General features: G+C 33.0%; 15 protein-coding genes and 1 pseudogene. 13 read left to right on the top strand and 3 right to left on the bottom strand.

Going from position 1 to position 16,267, the window contains the following annotated elements; all coding sequences use genetic code 11:
• Positions 1-381: 381 nt before the first annotated feature.
• Positions 382-1,029, bottom strand: coding sequence for a hypothetical protein (locus DM447_RS17955; RefSeq protein ID WP_112182549.1), 648 nt, complete (start codon positions 1,027-1,029; stop codon positions 382-384).
• A 368-nt stretch (positions 1,030-1,397) separates the two neighbouring features.
• On the opposite strand from DM447_RS17955, the pseudogene DM447_RS18895 reads away from it, so the two are divergent.
• A pseudogene (locus tag DM447_RS18895) lies at positions 1,398-2,086 on the top strand (recombinase family protein).
• Positions 2,087-2,229: 143 nt separating this feature from the next.
• Here DM447_RS18895 and DM447_RS17940 read toward each other — a convergent pair.
• On the bottom strand, positions 2,230-2,874 hold the full coding sequence (locus tag DM447_RS17940) for an NUDIX domain-containing protein (RefSeq protein ID WP_112182547.1): 645 nt from the start codon (positions 2,872-2,874) through the stop codon (positions 2,230-2,232).
• A 489-nt stretch (positions 2,875-3,363) separates the two neighbouring features.
• Entirely contained in the window at positions 3,364-4,128 is a 765-nt protein-coding gene (locus DM447_RS17935; protein ID WP_112182546.1) for a dCTP deaminase, read from the bottom strand.
• Positions 4,129-4,908: 780 nt separating this feature from the next.
• Here DM447_RS17935 and DM447_RS17930 point away from each other — a divergent pair.
• The 12 genes from DM447_RS17930 to DM447_RS17870 all read left to right on the top strand — a co-directional run bounded on the left by DM447_RS17930 (position 4,909) and on the right by DM447_RS17870 (position 16,251).
• Positions 4,909-6,048, top strand: coding sequence for a DNA cytosine methyltransferase (locus DM447_RS17930; protein ID WP_112182545.1), 1,140 nt, complete (start codon positions 4,909-4,911; stop codon positions 6,046-6,048).
• A gap of 4 nt (positions 6,049-6,052) precedes the next feature.
• On the top strand, positions 6,053-7,318 hold the full coding sequence (locus tag DM447_RS17925; protein ID WP_112182544.1) for a DNA cytosine methyltransferase: 1,266 nt from the start codon (positions 6,053-6,055) through the stop codon (positions 7,316-7,318).
• A gap of 290 nt (positions 7,319-7,608) precedes the next feature.
• The gene (locus tag DM447_RS17920; protein WP_112182543.1) at positions 7,609-7,854 is read left to right on the top strand and encodes a hypothetical protein; all 246 of its coding nucleotides are present in this window, start codon (positions 7,609-7,611) and stop codon (positions 7,852-7,854) included.
• Between the two features lie 261 nt (positions 7,855-8,115).
• Positions 8,116-8,595 (top strand): JAB domain-containing protein, encoded by a 480-nt coding sequence (locus DM447_RS17915; protein ID WP_241964592.1) that lies wholly within the window; start codon positions 8,116-8,118, stop codon positions 8,593-8,595.
• Positions 8,595-8,909 (top strand): hypothetical protein, encoded by a 315-nt coding sequence (locus DM447_RS17910; protein ID WP_112182541.1) that lies wholly within the window; start codon positions 8,595-8,597, stop codon positions 8,907-8,909. Before DM447_RS17915 ends, DM447_RS17910 begins: the two co-directional genes overlap by 1 nt.
• Positions 8,910-9,516: 607 nt before the next feature.
• Positions 9,517-10,341 carry a hypothetical protein gene (locus DM447_RS17900; protein ID WP_112182539.1) on the top strand — a complete coding sequence of 275 codons (825 nt, stop codon included), beginning with the start codon at positions 9,517-9,519 and terminating at the stop codon, positions 10,339-10,341.
• A gap of 167 nt (positions 10,342-10,508) precedes the next feature.
• Positions 10,509-10,931, top strand: coding sequence for a hypothetical protein (locus DM447_RS17895; protein ID WP_112182538.1), 423 nt, complete (start codon positions 10,509-10,511; stop codon positions 10,929-10,931).
• 23 nt (positions 10,932-10,954) lie between these two features.
• Positions 10,955-11,458: a hypothetical protein gene (locus tag DM447_RS17890; RefSeq protein WP_112182537.1), complete on the top strand. Its 504-nt coding sequence runs from the start codon at positions 10,955-10,957 to the stop codon at positions 11,456-11,458.
• Positions 11,458-12,054 carry a hypothetical protein gene (locus tag DM447_RS17885; RefSeq protein WP_112182536.1) on the top strand — a complete coding sequence of 199 codons (597 nt, stop codon included), beginning with the start codon at positions 11,458-11,460 and terminating at the stop codon, positions 12,052-12,054. The genes DM447_RS17890 and DM447_RS17885 overlap by 1 nt, the downstream gene beginning before the upstream one ends.
• Positions 12,055-12,111: 57 nt before the next feature.
• Positions 12,112-13,794, top strand: coding sequence for a DNA primase family protein (locus tag DM447_RS17880; protein ID WP_112182535.1), 1,683 nt, complete (start codon positions 12,112-12,114; stop codon positions 13,792-13,794).
• Positions 13,795-14,048: 254 nt separating this feature from the next.
• The gene (locus tag DM447_RS17875) at positions 14,049-14,570 is read left to right on the top strand and encodes a recombinase family protein (RefSeq protein WP_112182534.1); all 522 of its coding nucleotides are present in this window, start codon (positions 14,049-14,051) and stop codon (positions 14,568-14,570) included.
• Complete coding sequence (locus DM447_RS17870) at positions 14,563-16,251, top strand: recombinase family protein (protein WP_112182533.1); 1,689 nt, start codon at positions 14,563-14,565, stop codon at positions 16,249-16,251. Before DM447_RS17875 ends, DM447_RS17870 begins: the two co-directional genes overlap by 8 nt.
• Positions 16,252-16,267 lie beyond the last annotated feature (16 nt).

Genomic DNA, 16,267 nt, shown 5'->3' with positions numbered 1-16,267 from the left:
GTATGGTTGTTTACTTCGGTATAGTTTTGGCAATAGTCTCACTCTTAATAGGAGCTTACTATTGGGCAATAATTTCGATTAGGAAAGATGCTTCTCCTATTTATTTTCTGCTATCTTTTATTATTGTGACTTCAATTGGAGTCGGATTCTTATTAATAATTGTTACTGCTGCTTGGGAATTCATAATAACGTTAAATTTTGTTACCTCATAATTAAGAGGATTTGTAATAATTTTAAGCTGGTTGACTTTTAAAAATCTATCTCAGAATTATTACAGAAATTGAATCGTACTGCGTAGCAAAGGATCTGGAGTTTTTGGTCTTTTTTATTCAACAATAGCCCCTCAATACTTTAAGCACACCATTTTACAAACAAAGAATGTTAATTTCCATTTATAAATTCATGTAAATATTCGCATAACTGGTTCCATTCTTGTGGTTCATCTTCATAGGTATGTTCGAATTGAAATTCTCCTATTAGACACTCATGAGTTTTACCGTCTTTTCTTTTCCAATTATTATTTTCATCAAACAAGTTAATGGTTTTTACTGGGACCAAATCATATTCTTTCTTGAAAAATTTCCACTTAATACAATCAGTTAGTATAACTTTTCCATTTGCCTGTAAATGCATTTTTATCTGATTGTTGAAGTCATTCTTATTATTATAAATAGGATTTAATATAGGTGATTTTACTTCTACGACAGCGAGATAATTAATTTCGTCATTAACTATATTGGCATAGTTCCAATGACGTGCTACTAACAAGTCTGGCGATGAAGCCTTCTCTTTTCTGTAAAAACGAGTATTATGTATACCACTATTGTTTTTATCGGTTTGTAACGAAATATCAATAATAGATATGTCTTCTTCGTTGATAAACAGCTTATCTAAAAGTGGAATAACAACACGATTCTGAAAGATAATCTCCCTCCAATCATTTTCCCAATATTTTTTGACTAATTCTTTGTAAGAATGATATGAGAATTTTTCACTGTAAACAATTTTATCTTTCCAACTTTCATCCATAATCCGATGTATCTCCTTTACAAATTACGATTGTATGTATTTTCTTTTCGCACCTTTTTACTAATGTTAGCACATCGTTTTTTATACATAATTTTTAAAAAAATTAATACATCAAATCTTATTTTATAGTAAGCCTCGTTCCTTTTATGATTTCTTATTGAATGAAATTGGTCGTTACTTTAAGTACACTATTTCACAAAGTTAATTCTACTGTAACATAAAAATCCCTTTTAAAACTAATTAGCTTACTTCAAACCTCACTTTATTTATTGCGCATTATAAGTCTACTGCGCTATAAAGACTTACGACTTTCTTATGCCACATTACCGCCTCGTTAGTGCATTTATTTACAAATTCCAAGTCAACTTATGAATATGAAACCAAGGTACCTTATAATTTTAGCTGTCCTGTCCATAATTATTAAGGTAAACACTGCTACATCTCAAATTACTCATAAAGGAAATGATGTAAGAATGAGATGTGCAATATACATTCGAGTTTCAACTGATAAAGAGGAACAAAAAGCATCGCTAAAGTATCAAAAGGAACTTTTTTACAGGTACATTGAAGAAAAGGGATGGGACATTTACGAATTTTGTGTGGATGTCCAGACAGGAACTACGGGTAAAAGAAAAAATCTTCAAAAATGATTGGAGATGTTCAAGAAAAAAAGTTCGATATCATCTTAGCTAAAGAACATTCTCGTCTAGCTCGTAATGGGGAATTATCCTACAAAATTAAAAACCTTTGCGAGAATCAAGGGATCCATATCATCACTTTAGGTAATGCGATTAATACTTTGACAGGTAACACTAACATGTTTGGTTTGTACGCTGGATGTATGAACAGGAGTCACAAAATACAAGCAGTCGTGTCAAAGAGACATTACGGACTAGAGCCAAAAAAGGTCTTTTCAAGGGGTCTAATCCCCCATATGGATATGAGGTTAGAGAGGGAACATTGTACTACCTTCCTTAGTCCGTTCAACAAGAGGGTTGGATTATTTCAATCTCCTAACATGTTTCAGATTAAAGCGCTCTACTTAAACTATATTTGAACTGTAGGTGGCGATTCCTCACAACTAGACTAAATACTCTTCTTAAGAGGAAACGCCATCTGACTACTTAAAAGCATACTAAATGTCAAATAAAAACATACTAGTTTGATATGTAAAAAATACCTTGCTAATTAATTTCTGAACTAGAGAATATCTACCGCAATTTGTGACCAGGGTTCTAATCGGTTATATGTACCGGACTGTTTTAACTCATCAATAGTTAACCAATAACCTTCAAGTTGTTCTACTTCACGAACAGCTACCGTAGCATCATCTGATAATTCAAGGATTGCTAAGATGCCTAGATGTACTTTACCTACCTCATTTAAGTCGTCATTAATTAATCCGATAAATTGTAAATTACGAGCAGAAGATTGGATGTTTAATTCTTCCTGTAATTCACGATTTAGATTAATCATTAATACTTCTTGAAAATTACCTTCTTCTGGATTCATGTGACCACCGACCCCAAGAGATAATTTGCTATGCAATCGTGATTCCCCTCCGCCGGATAAACGTTCATATGTATAGATTTCATTACCACGTTTAATTAATACGTATGGAATAGGTTGTTTATAGTCAGTATTGATTTCAGCATTATTCTCTTTAGGTGTAGGATCGGTTGTTGCACCTCTTCGGAAGGAAGTATTAGAATCGGATAAGTTAGCGATGATTTCATCTACTACTTCCTTACGTTGTTCAGTACCTTGAAAAGCTAATGATTCATTGTTGAATACTGTATTACGAGGTGCAACTAAGATAATTTCTTCCCATTTTTTATTTGTCATTTATGTAATACTCCCTTTTTCTTAATTTGAATATGTGTTATTTGTTTGATAGGAGAATCGATTAAGACTCTTCTATATTTAAATATACATATCTCTTTTGGTTTTAGGAAGAAGAATTTAGTTATAGTATTTTATATGGCACTGCTGTTCTTCTTTTTATTCTTTGCAATCGTTATACACACATTAATTATCAGCATACAGATAATAAAGTAGAAAACAGAAAAAATATTTTGTTCTAAATAGAAATAAATAACCACTATCCCCATTGCACAAGCCATTAAACTTAGGAACCTAGTATATTTCCTTTTGAGGTTCGACTTAAAGCTATTAGAGAGATTAGCATTAAAATAATAATGATATACATTCTATCTTGTTATGCTCCCCTCAATTTAAATCATAATCTATAAATATAACACCGGGTTCAACCGGAGTTAGCTGAGTTACCCATAGCCATTATACTCTTATTTAATATTATTTTTTTATGAAGGATTAACTGAATAATCCAGAAATCCACTTATAAATGCTTTCACCTACTTTAGTTAATACGGCACCAATCAACAATAATACAATTGGATTTAATAAAAAATTATTATAGAACCTCTTTAATGGAGTATCCTGTCTTAACTGTTTGTATATGTCAGATTCTCTCATATTATTTTTAATTCTAAATGGAGTTCTATGCTCATTTCCTTGTAAATATTGTAGCCTTGTTGAGTTAATACCCGTCATATCAAATCTATTATAAATATCTTGTCTACTTGCTGCGATCTCTACATGATCTTTTGAAGCTTTTCTATTTAAATAATCAAAAGTTAAGGTAACAATACCATCCCCTACATTAATACTCTGATCATACTTAGAATTATTTGTGATTGATATTAAAGATAACCCACACCATTTAGGATCTAATGTTGTTGAAATGTTACTTAAACCTTTTGCTGAAATTGAAACCCTTGAATGGTAAGTACCGCTAATCTTTCGTGAAACCCATATTGCTTCCTGAGTCAATATATTTACAGTTTCTCCTTTAGGAATATTTATTTTCCCTTGATTTACAGCATACTTACCAGGAGTATCAATAATAATTGGTTCTTCTTGTGGATTAGAGCCGTTAATTTTTTCAGCAGAATACCATGCCAAATCACTGGCAGTTAAATTAATTGAACTACCATTTATATATTCAGTATTTAATGGATAAATAGCTAAGTTCTTACTTTTAATAATTTCTCTTACTATATCTTTATTACTAAGCATTATTTCCTCCAAATATACTATTTTAATATCAATAATACACTTTGATAACTATTTTTACCATACTCAACTAGATGGATGGTAAAGCTCTAAATTTGCCGATAGTAAAAGGAGTGTATTATTACAAAACAAATCATCGGCTTCCAGTATTTACATAATTATATCATATTAACGACTTTCGAAATAAACAAATCCAGAATAATGTACAATTAAGCATTGAATTTGATATAAACTATCTCAAATAACTCTTCATTTTGGTAAATATTCAACAATCTGGCCCGATTGTTAAGACCAATCACCTATAAATAAATCTTACTTTAAGTACTTTCTCTCAAAAAGAAATTATTTGTTGCATAGTATAAGTCTACTAAGCAGCACAAGAATTCATCTAGTCTGTATTTTGGTCATTAATTACACAAAGATAATCAATGGTAAATCTCATTGATCATAATTAAGTTATCCCTTTTTTTTAATTTTTTTATGAATATATATAATATCTACGTTATAGAAAGGGGGGGATTATGCTATCTATAAGGCTTTATTAGTTGCGTAGTGTAAGACACATTAAGTTAGTAATTGTAAAAAAGAACAGAAGATTATTTTGTAGTAAAGAGATTTTAAGCAACAGAAGTTGATTTTAATTAGAGTCACTATAAATTCAACTCTTTTTATTCTCTTTTATATGTCTAGAAGTGTTATAATATAATTTCAGAATTGCCTAATTTGTAAAGTAATATTAAAATAAAGAATATACGTTCGCATTAAAAGTAGGGGGATAGGTCTATGGTAAATAATCAATTAAATGTACTAGATCTATTTTGTGGTTGTGGTGGATTGTCACAAGGTTTTATAGATGCAGGGTATAATGTCATACTAGGTGTTGATTTTGATAAGGCAGCATTGGAGACATATAAATACAATCATAATGGATCGGATACTTTACTCGCGGATCTTTCAAAAGATGAAGTGATAAAAGAAATATCTGATAAAGTTGGAAATAGAAAAATTGATATCATCATCGGAGGACCACCATGTCAAGGGTTTTCATTGACAGGTTCTAGAGATATCAATGATACTCGAAATACACTTTATTTAGCAGTTGTTAAGGCTGTGAGAAAATTTAAACCCAAAGCATTTTTAATAGAAAATGTACCAGGAATTTCGACTTTATATGGGGGAAATGTTAAACAGCAGATCCTAAATACGTTTGAGGATATGGAATACAATGTAACAGTTTCCGAAAAACCTCTCTTAGCAGCTGGATTTGGAGTTCCGCAAATGAGAAAAAGAATGTTTTTTGTGGGTTTTCAAAAAGGTTATGGACTCTTTAAAATTCCAGAACCAACACATACACCGGAAAACTATGTAACATGTGCTGACGCCATTAGTGATTTGCCTGGTAGAGAGAAAGAACTAGGGGAAGAAATTGATGAGTATGTTATCTCACCTAGATCATCGTATCAAGAACTTATGCGAAAAGACAGTTCAAAACTATATAACCATGTTGCTACTAAACATACAGACCATGTTAAATGGGTTATTAACCAGGTGCCCGAAGGTGGTAATCATAAAGATTTGCCTCCTGGTGTAGGTGATAGCAGGAAATTTAACGAAGCATGGACAAGATATCACAGTGAAAAACCTTCACGAACAATTGATACAGGTCACAGAAATCATTTTCACTATAAGTATAATAGAGTTCCTACAATTAGAGAAAATGCAAGGTTACAATCCTTTAGAGATGACTTTATTTTTAAAGGTACAAGAACTCAACAAAATAGGCAGGTAGGAAATGCGGTACCGCCACTCCTTTCGTATCACTTAGCTAAATCTATTAAGCAACATTTTAGTGATATTAGCAAAGGGAAAATAAAAGTAAATGACTATACACAGTCAAATCTTGAACTAAGCAATCAAAGGTGATTTTATGCAAAAATTAAATACAATAGAACTATTTGTCGGGTGTGGTGGTCTATTAGATGGGTTTGAAAAATCAGGTCACTATAATACAGTTGCTAGTGTTGAATGGCAGGAGTCTGCTTGTAATACCTTGATAAACAGATTGAAGAATAAGTATAATTATGAGGATGCTGAGAAAAGGGTTCTTCATTTTGATATACAAAGAACGAAAGAGTTAATAAATGGTTGGGATAAGGATATAGAATTTGATTCCCATCGAGGTCTAAAAAAAGTAGTGAACGGAAGAGATATAGATGTTATTGTGGGTGGTCCACCATGTCAGGCATACTCAGTTGCAGGTAGAATTCAGGATAAAGATGGGATGAGAAAAGATTATAGAAATTACCTTTTTGAAAGTTACTTAAAAGTTGTAAAAGTCTATAATCCCAAAATAGTAGTCTTCGAAAATGTTGAAGGAATGCTCTCGGCTATGCCGGATGGAGAAAGTATTGTTGATAAGATAAAAAGAGGATTTAATGATTATGGGTTTGATATTATAGACGATATAAAAGGAGAAGCGCTTCTTGACTTATCTGAATTTGGAGTGCCTCAAAAGAGAAAAAGAGTGATCCTAGTTGGTTTAAACCGCAACTATTTTAGAAATAAAGATAAAAATCAACAAATTTTAAAGTGTTTTTATAATGAAATTTTGGGAAGATATAAGTCTGAAAAGAAATTCAATGTGCATGATGCAATAATGGATCTTCCAAAACTAAAGCCAACAGAAAGTGATTATCGAATTGGAAAGCGCAAGTATTCGCATACTCCATATAAAACTGATTTTAATTGGCATTATCCAAGATACCATAATAAGCGGGATATGGATATCTTTAGTATTCTTGCAAAAGATATTATTACAGGTAAAAATAAGTACCAATCTTCTGAAGCATTAAAACAGCTTTACACAGAGAAAACAGGAAAAACATCAAATATTCATAAGTATTATGTTTTAAGGTGGGATAAACCAAGTAATACAATACCAGCACATTTAAAGAAGGATGGACTCAGACATATTCATCCAGATCCCGAACAAGCTCGCTCAATTACTGTACGTGAAGCGGCGAGGTTACAAACATTTGATGATGATTTTGAATTTTTAGGTAGTATGGGACAAAATTATGAGATGATTGGAAATGCAGTACCACCAAAATTCAGTGAAAAGTTAGCTAATGCAATACATGATCTATTAGGAATGGAACAGGCTATAAGCCCTAATTCTCTAAAAGGGAATTAGGGCTTGTTTTATTTTAAAAAGTATAATCAGTAAACTCTGTATTTATTTAAGTCCTAGTATAGTAATGAAAATATTAGTATCCGTATTAAATATATATTGAAAAATTATATTATCAATAGGTAGAAGAGTACCTTTGGTTATTATAGAATTGGAGGAGTTCAATAGAGTAGAAAATTATCAAAAGGAATAATGATCGCTCATTACTTATTATGAGAAAAGTTGATACTCTGTTATCCGAATTTCAAAATATTACTGTATATATAATCTATATAGAAGGAGTTGATTTTAAGATGAAAGAATTCATGAATATTGAAACAAGTTTAGTTTCGAAATGGTTTGGAAACGCAATCGATATTATTTTAGCTGAAGCTGAAAGTGAAGACAGACTAGAGCTAATATCTATATTAAGCGAGAAAATAGAAGCCTATATAATGGAAGAATTACAATATGTTACTGAAGGATATGTTTCGGAGATAATTCATAAAAGTATAGAAAAGATAGATTATAATGGACTTATTGATTATTATAATGCTTAATAATATTATATTTAAAAATTCTAATATAATAGTGCTAAAGAACATCTGTGGATGATACTAGAGGTGTTCTTTTATTATTTAATATTAAAAAAAGAGTATGATATCAATTTAAATCTTCTGATTTAAGCGTGAATATATATGTAATATTAGTAGAATAAATTTTATTAATACAAAGCCCAAATTCCTTTTAAGGAATTTGGGCTATTTCTATTTTAGGAGGAATTTAAATTGAAAAAGTATGTGAACACCAAAGAGTCAAAGTTGCCGTTAGTAGATGTAGTGAAAGAAGGAAAGCAGGATCCAGCAAAACGAGTGAATATTGTTAGTGTGAGATTAGTCAGGGAGTCTAGTATTCTTTATGAAAAGAGATGTATTCGCTCACCTCAAGATGCTTACGAATTAGCTAAAAGCTTTTTGGAGGATAAGGACAGAGAGCACTTCATTGTAATGTCATTAGATACAAAGAATCAACCTGTTTCAATAAATGTTTGTCACATTGGCAGTTTAAACGCTAGCCTTGTAAGTCCTCGTGAAGTTATGAAAGCAGCCATCTTGTCTTCAGCAGCAAGCATTATGGTTCTTCATAATCACCCATCTGGATTAACTGACCCAAGTAATGAAGATATCAAGGTGACAAAGAGATTAGTTGAGGCAGGAAATCTAATTGGAATTGAACTATTAGACCATATTATTGTAGGCGATAACACCTTCAATTCACTAAAAGAAAAGGGGTATATCTAATGAATGGTAAAACTGAACTATTTGTAAATTATATGAAAAAAACACACAATATTAAAGTGAATATAGATAAGGTGATCTTTGAAGGATTATCAATGTATAAGACTGAGATAGATGAAAATGTTTTTCCGGTAAATGTACTTAAAGGATTACCTGATCCATTACTATTTTTAACAACGGTTTATATGGATCAAAATGAGCAGGAGTGGATCTTCTCTATAGTAACGGAAATTGATATTGCGGATAGGTGGCTACATGCTATTTGTATTAAGGATGGGGAACTAATTGATGAAAATGTGCCTTTAGATCTAATTTAAAAGGATCTTAAATATGAAAAGATACTATCGAATTTTCATTAATAATGAACAACTTTAAAGGATTACAATTCTCCTAAAAGATAGATAAAAATGACGGAGTATATTAAGTCTAATTATATATTTAGAGCAATAAATGATGAAGTAGAGATACAAATCCTTTTATGGAATCTAGTGGACCTGTTAGCTAAGAAGAAGAGAGAAAGGATGGATTACTTTCAGACCTCTGATATTAAATTTTCTGATAAGCAGACTATGCTGTTTCCAACCGATTATTAATAATTAGATAGTAAATATGATTTTTCATATTTACTTTTTTTTAGATCTAAGCAAATTTTTTAATTAAACCTCTGTTTAGCCTAGTAATTCAATTGTAATTATAAGGAAATAAAATAAGAAATTACTCTAGGACGTTTGGTTAGTTTTAAAGATGTTAAATTTATCAAGTGAGTTTTTATAGTTTCCTAATCATGGGTAAGTGATTAGGAGATATATAATGATACTAAAAAGATACTGGTATAATGAAAAAATGTAGTAAAATGATTGAGTAGATATCTTTCACTATAATTTTTTTGCTTTCCTCTATTAGACTTAGACAGGAGATTAAGATATGAATTTTAAAAAAACTGTTTCGATGTACCAAATTTCAAAAGAACTTGCATTGGAAAGTAATTATTGTCTTGTGAAGAAAGAAGTAGATGGAAATATAAAAGTAGTAGATGAAAAAAAATTTGGAAATTATAAAAAAGAACATGTGAAAAAATTAGTGGATCTTCTCAAGATTAAAGGCATAGAAAAAAATGCAATAAAGAATGGAAGAGAATTTGCTATACCGTTGGATTCAAAGGAATACATAAAATTCTTACTTTTAAACTATACTTCGGCACCCGTAAAGGCAATTAGAAAAGGTGGATTAGATAGTTTACCGTATTCCACCTGGAGTGAGTTGGTGAACGGACTGGTGGAATATAGTACTAAGGATATTAAGAATACTCTTCAAAAAGAGCAAATCAGAAACAAAATTTATGCTGACCATCATTATTTTTCTATAGAAAGACATCACCGCTTAATTGATAAATTAAGTTGGTTGATAAAGAAAGCCGAATTGAGATATGGAGCTTTTGGGGATTTAGATCATACAGATAATAGTGACAAACAAGAAACATCTCTAATGGAAGGTTTAACTGATGAAACTAACGATACTAGATTACTTAATGAAAACGATGTAGTTGAACTGTATGACTATTTGGAAAAAAAGATTTACAAATGTTTTATTGAATTTGGTGAAGTGGCTGACATTTTTAGTGAAATTCGTCATGAAGAGATTGAAGATAAGGTGATACAAGCGATTGATGAAAATGAAAATCCTGATGATATAACCTATGATGATAGTAAAACAGTGTTGGAGAAAGCATTAAGGGAGCTTTACAAATAAAAATAATTACTAGAATTAGCTGCCATTCTGATGGTGGTTTTTTTTTGCTTTCTGGACTAGGGTTAGTGTAATTATTTATTTTGCCCTACTAAAAATATTCTTTCATTCTTGATATGATCAATTACAGAAAGTGATTACTACTAAAAAAACCAATAGGAGATGACTTTATGATAGAACAAGTTAAGAAATATTATAATGGGAAATTAACTTTGATTAATAATATTCAAGGGGAATATGAACAGGAAGAAATATCGATAAAAGAAAAAAGATTAATGAATACTTCTCAGTTTGGTGATGAACCTTATGATTCAATTGATGAAGAGGAATTTGCAGTGTTGGAGGATATTAACACATTAAAGAATTTAATGGCTTTTGCAGAGATAAATTCTTTTAAAGAAATCTTGCTCGTTGATATGACAGAAAATGAAAGATATGAAGTGACACAACGGATTATTAATAATTTGGATAAGTTTCACGTGAAACCTGTAGGCTACGAAATAAAAAAGGATTCAATTGTGATTGCATGGTATCTAAATTCTGTTATTAACACATTTACATTTTCAGACCAATCAACAGCATTAAATGACTAAGTAATAGAATAGGAGATAAAAAAATGAAATCAACACCACTGTATTCCATAAAGCACAAAAGGTTAAAAAAATTCACTATGCGAAAAGACCATTATGATGGCCAAAATGCATTGAATAGATTTTCCGCAGAAGTATCCCTTGATAATAGATTAGATACTCAAAGCCTGAATAAAATGGTAAATAACCTAGTTTGGGATTCAAAAAAATGGATGGTGTCGCCAGATGAAATTATAATATTTACAAATCGTATAGAAATACACTGGTACGCTAAAGCGTTTCAAATGGTAGTTACCCAAGAGCAGTATTTAGAATTAATCCAAGAATTCATTTCTTTTATTAAGAACATTCAAAACTTTAAACTGACATTTCTCGAACGTTGTTTAATAGAAGATCCTAACAGGTTGGTTTGGAGTGCTCCGAACGAAGTTATACAATTTAATACCAGTTTTTGTACTTCATGTTTTTGTTTGAATGAACATGAAACAAGAGTCCTATTCTTAAACGAAAGATTGGAGGGGGTAGCATAATGGCTTTAAAAAAAGTAATTCGACCAATACTGAGAGGTCCAATAGAAGCTCATGAAAAAATGCTAGCCGCGGATAATTCTGAAGGAACGGTTGATGAAGATCCTTCACATGAAGATTCCCTCATTGAGCCAATAAGAGAAATAAAGGAAGAGCGGGAAGTAACGGAATCACCTGTTGAAAATGCGAGGTTACCAATTAATCGAGTAATTAAGTTTTCAGACGAAATGGTGAAATTACTAAGAAGAGCAAAGGTGGCAGAGGGGAGTTATTTCTTCGAAATTGATAGCGTTACGTCTAGGGAAGGGGTTCAGGGGAATTATGGCCCATATGACCAATATCTACTGACTTTTTCTCTGCTCCGATCTGGTGAAGATGTTCCAAACCATATTACAATCCCTTATACTATTTCATCTAATCCGGATTCACCATTGATGCAGTTTCTAATTAATTTCAAATGTGTATTTGAGGGACAAAGTATCACAATTCAACAGTTAATCGGTTTGAAAGGTGGTTGTGACATATCGCATTACATGACTGACTCTGGTGATGAGTATGAGCGTTTAGCCGTTCGAACTGTAGAAAAACTGAAAAAATAAATTGGTAGGAGGAGTAACTCCTCCTACACATACCACACTTATGAGGGGGAACTGAAGATGAAACAGAAAGAGGTTGAGATGAATGATTACATAGCACCTTATCCTATATCAAAAATTAGAATACTAGACTCCTGCGAAACTTTAAAGAGACTGGTGCAGGAAGTCAGTGTTCCACAAAAGCGTTCCATGTTAGTGACTGGGATTAATCTAGTAGTTCATGAAGAGGGAGAAACGTTCTTTAATGCGCTATTGGAAGACATTCATAACATGTCAAAGAAGTCGGTACATGAAATGTACAGTAAGACGGAAATCGTGTCTGAATCTTTAGTATCTGAATTATTACTCTCGGAACTGGAACACGTAAAGAAAGTAGCAAAAGCAGAAGAGAGAGGATTCTTCTATGACGAAAAGAAAAAACGATTCAACTTCAATGCCAATGCCTTTGCAAAGCACTTCATTAAGCGATGCCATGTTCGCTCCACTAAAGACGGACGAATATTTCTATACAATCGTAAAGGTGTGTACGAAGAATTGTCTGAAGTGAATCTTGGTAAAATTATCCGAACTGTGATGCATGAAGGCAGATGGAATAGTTGGAAAAGCATCTATGAAACAGAAATATCCAAGGCACTTCAACGTGAAGCTATTATCGTTGATACGATGAATGCTGACCGAAACTTCATTAATTTGAAGAACGGAATGTTGAATCTTTCGACTTACGTTTTAGAAGAACACTCACCGTTTTTTTTATCAACGGTGCAACTTCCAATTGAGTATGATTCATCCGCTGTTTCTCCTAAGTTCTTGACGTTCATGCAAGAGATTACGCTCAATGATGCGGAATTGATAGACGTACATCAAGAACTAATTGGGTACTTGCTAACCGGCGAAACAAAAGCTGAGAAAGCTGTCTACTATTTCGGGAGGGGTGCTAACGGGAAAAGTGTATTAGCAACGGTTATCACTAACATTGTGGGACCCGCCAACGTAAGTAGTGTTACTTTGGCGAGCTTTAATGACCCGTTCGGTATGGAAAACTTGATGGGGAAATCGTTAAACATAGCCGCTGAAAATGAAATGGGTGGAAAAGCCCTTAAAACTGAGAACTTCAAAGCGATTGTAAGCGGTGATAATATTAACATCAATATCAAGTACCGTCCAGCAATCAGTTATCAGCCATTTTGCCGTTTAGTTTTTTTGGTTAACAGTCTACCTGACTCAATAGATGTGACGAGTGGGTATTTCCGAAAACTACTCATCATCCCATTTCGACGAACTTTCAGCAAAGATGAACGCAATGTTAATTTAAAAGATGAGTTGCTGGAAGAACTACCTGGAATTTTAAACTGGGCTATTGAGGGGCTGATACGACTAAAACAAAACAGTTATCAATTCAGTCATAGTAAGACTATTGAGGAATGTCACCGTTCTTACTATGTCGAACAAAATCCCGTTAAAGAGTTTTTTCAAGAGCATGTATCTATTGTGGAAGGTGCTCGAACAAAGCAGGCGGACTTTTATCAGATATACCTGAGGTGGCTGCATGTACAAGGTATTGATGATAAAGGAACAAAATCTCGTCAGGTCTTTTGGCGATACTTCAAGGTTATTTTAGAGAGTGAAAATATCTCAGTTATCAAAAAGAAAGTGAGAGGAACTATTTACTTTGACGGAATGAAGGTGGAAGGACTAGATGATTTGCAACCTCCTACTCTATCAGGAGACATCATTCAGTTTTAGGGGGTTTGGGGGTAGATAAAACCTAAAAATTTGAGAAGAAAATAAAATGTATAAACATTTCTTTGTAAAAGTTTTGTTTTAACTGACCACCCTATCCCCCTTATTTAACTCAAGATTGAAGATCATATTATAAACGGAGGAACTTAAAATGAATAACATGGAAACCTCTGATTACGAGTATCAAAACTTGATAGATATTTTAGCAGAGATGGTTACAGGATATCTTGTAAAACAAACTAAAGGAGAAGATTCTAATGATTAATAGAGATAAAAATACACAACAGAATCAAAACAAGCTAGTAATTTACACGAGTAATACATCGCGTACTCAACCGACGGGGTATCGAGTCCATCGAAACGTCCAAGTCTTAATAGAAAAGTGCGAGCAAGCTGGATATCAAGTCAGTAAAGTTTACTCTGAGCCAAGCTTAAAATCTCCGAACAAAGTAAGACCAGTATTAAAGCAAATGTTGAAAGATGCCGCTAATGGTTACTTTGGAGTTGTTGTTGTATGGGATGTATTTACACTTGCTTCTGATGGAGATGAGCTTCAACAAATAGAAAGAGAGTTAGCTAGATATGATGTAGAGATTTGTTCATCGAAGGAGCATATTGATACTTCTACAGAAGAAGGGTTGAGAGTGTTTGAGTACATGTCTAAATTACTTAATACGAGACATTTGGAATTAGCGGCTATGCAAGGAATTCCATTGTCACAGGTAGCTACTTGGTTAATGGAAGAAGAAGACATGAAAGAAGGTGAAATCTGTGAATAATCATGCGATAGCTCCATCTAGCCATTTTGATCAAACGATCCAGTTAGGACCGCAGAAAAAAGCTGCAATATATGCTCGAGTATCTACTGTTGAGCAAGCGGAAGAAGGTTACAGTATCGATGAGCAAGTAAGAGTTCTTAAAGAATGGTGTGAACGAGAAGGCTACGTTGTATATAAGGAATACGTAGATCGAGGTAAAAGTGGTAAGAATATTAAAGGTAGACCAGCATTACAGCAATTACTTAGTGATACACAGCAAAAGGCATTTGATTTAGTACTTGTATGGAAAATGAACCGATTCTCTCGTAAAAGCCTTGATCTACTAGGCATTGTTGATGAGTTGAAGAATAAAGGTATTGGCTTTCGTTCATACACAGAAAAATATGAAACAGAAAGTCCTTCAGGTGTACTGCAGTTTCAAATGATGGCAGCTATTGCTGAATTTGAACGATCTAATATTGCAGAAAACGTAAAGATGGGTATGTTAGCACGTGCGAAAGAAGGATCATGGAATGGAGGACACGTGCTTGGCTATGATGTAGTTAGTACACCTAGCAACAATTCCAAAAGAAAAGCGTCCGGATTAGTGGTGAACGATATAGAAGCCCAATCTGTTAGAAAGATCTTTCAACTTTACACAGAAGGTCATGGATACAAGTCTATAGCGGGTTACATGAACCGTGGTGGACATCGAACGAAACGTAACAAGGGGTTTTCTATCAATTCAATTAAGACTATCGTGACAAATCCATTATACAAAGGAATAATCCGCTATAATGTTAGGAGAGACTGGAATGAAAAACGACGAAACAACATCAATCCTAATCCTATTATGGAAAAAGGGAAGCACGAAGCGATTATTTCAAGTGAAGTATGGGAGAAAGCACAAGCCATAATGAAAACTAGAGGAGGGAAACCAAATCGAGTCCACAGTGGTGAGTTTCCACTTACTGGTATCATGCGCTGCCCTATGTGTGGAGCAGGGATGGTACTTAGCAGAACAACCAATCGAAAAAAAGATGGAACGAAGCGAATACTAGAATACTATGCTTGTGGTGCGTGGAAGAATAAAGGTACTACTGTTTGCCGTTCTAATGGTGTCCGAACTGATTATGCAGATGAGTATGTATTAAAGAAGATTGCAAATGTGGCTAATAATGAGATTCTTATACAAAAAATTGTTGAAAAGATAAATGGAAAGAACCAAAATGGTGAAGCTCCACTTAGACAGGAATATGAATATATTAAAAAGTCCCTAGATACCATTGAGTCTAAGAGGGATAAAGTACTAGGTTTGTATGAAGAAGGGCTCATTGTTAAAGCAGACCTTATTACACGTCTTACCAGCTTAAACGAGGAAAAAGGCAGCCTTACAGAACGAATATCTCCTATTGAGAATCAACTAGGACAAGTAGCGGTAAAGGAAGTTAGCTTCAAGATAGTTGAACAAGTAATGAGGAACTTTACAGCAAGCTTTAAAGAAGCTATGACAAGGGAGCAACGCAAGCAATTATTACGCTTGCTTATAAATCAGATAACAATATCCGAAAGTAGAGAAATTGAATCTATACAAATCCAACTTAATAAAGAAGTTGTTCGACACTTCACCATTCTAGGGGGAGAAAAGTCATCCATTAGCGATGACTTTTCTCCCCCTTTTTCTATGTATTTTAATATCTAGATTCGTGGGGGTTAAA

Origin of the sequence: Paraliobacillus zengyii, assembly GCF_003268595.1 — a bacterium.
In the GTDB taxonomy this organism is placed as follows: domain Bacteria; phylum Bacillota; class Bacilli; order Bacillales; family Amphibacillaceae; genus Paraliobacillus_A; species Paraliobacillus_A zengyii.
This window is presented reverse-complemented; position numbering and strand designations above follow the sequence as displayed.

Bases quoted from the DNA above. Each gene is read 5' to 3' on its own strand.
- DM447_RS17955 (WP_112182549.1), bottom strand. From the start codon at position 1,029: ATGGATGAAAGTTGGAAAGATAAAATTGTTTACAGTGAAAAATTCTCA.
- DM447_RS17940 (WP_112182547.1), bottom strand. From the start codon at position 2,874: ATGACAAATAAAAAATGGGAAGAAATTATCTTAGTTGCACCTCGTAAT.
- DM447_RS17935 (WP_112182546.1), bottom strand. From the start codon at position 4,128: ATGCTTAGTAATAAAGATATAGTAAGAGAAATTATTAAAAGTAAGAAC.
- DM447_RS17930 (WP_112182545.1), top strand. From the start codon at position 4,909: ATGGTAAATAATCAATTAAATGTACTAGATCTATTTTGTGGTTGTGGT.
- DM447_RS17925 (WP_112182544.1), top strand. From the start codon at position 6,053: ATGCAAAAATTAAATACAATAGAACTATTTGTCGGGTGTGGTGGTCTA.
- DM447_RS17920 (WP_112182543.1), top strand. From the start codon at position 7,609: ATGAAAGAATTCATGAATATTGAAACAAGTTTAGTTTCGAAATGGTTT.
- DM447_RS17910 (WP_112182541.1), top strand. From the start codon at position 8,595: ATGAATGGTAAAACTGAACTATTTGTAAATTATATGAAAAAAACACAC.
- DM447_RS17900 (WP_112182539.1), top strand. From the start codon at position 9,517: ATGAATTTTAAAAAAACTGTTTCGATGTACCAAATTTCAAAAGAACTT.
- DM447_RS17895 (WP_112182538.1), top strand. From the start codon at position 10,509: ATGATAGAACAAGTTAAGAAATATTATAATGGGAAATTAACTTTGATT.
- DM447_RS17890 (WP_112182537.1), top strand. From the start codon at position 10,955: ATGAAATCAACACCACTGTATTCCATAAAGCACAAAAGGTTAAAAAAA.
- DM447_RS17885 (WP_112182536.1), top strand. From the start codon at position 11,458: ATGGCTTTAAAAAAAGTAATTCGACCAATACTGAGAGGTCCAATAGAA.
- DM447_RS17880 (WP_112182535.1), top strand. From the start codon at position 12,112: ATGAAACAGAAAGAGGTTGAGATGAATGATTACATAGCACCTTATCCT.
- DM447_RS17875 (WP_112182534.1), top strand. From the start codon at position 14,049: ATGATTAATAGAGATAAAAATACACAACAGAATCAAAACAAGCTAGTA.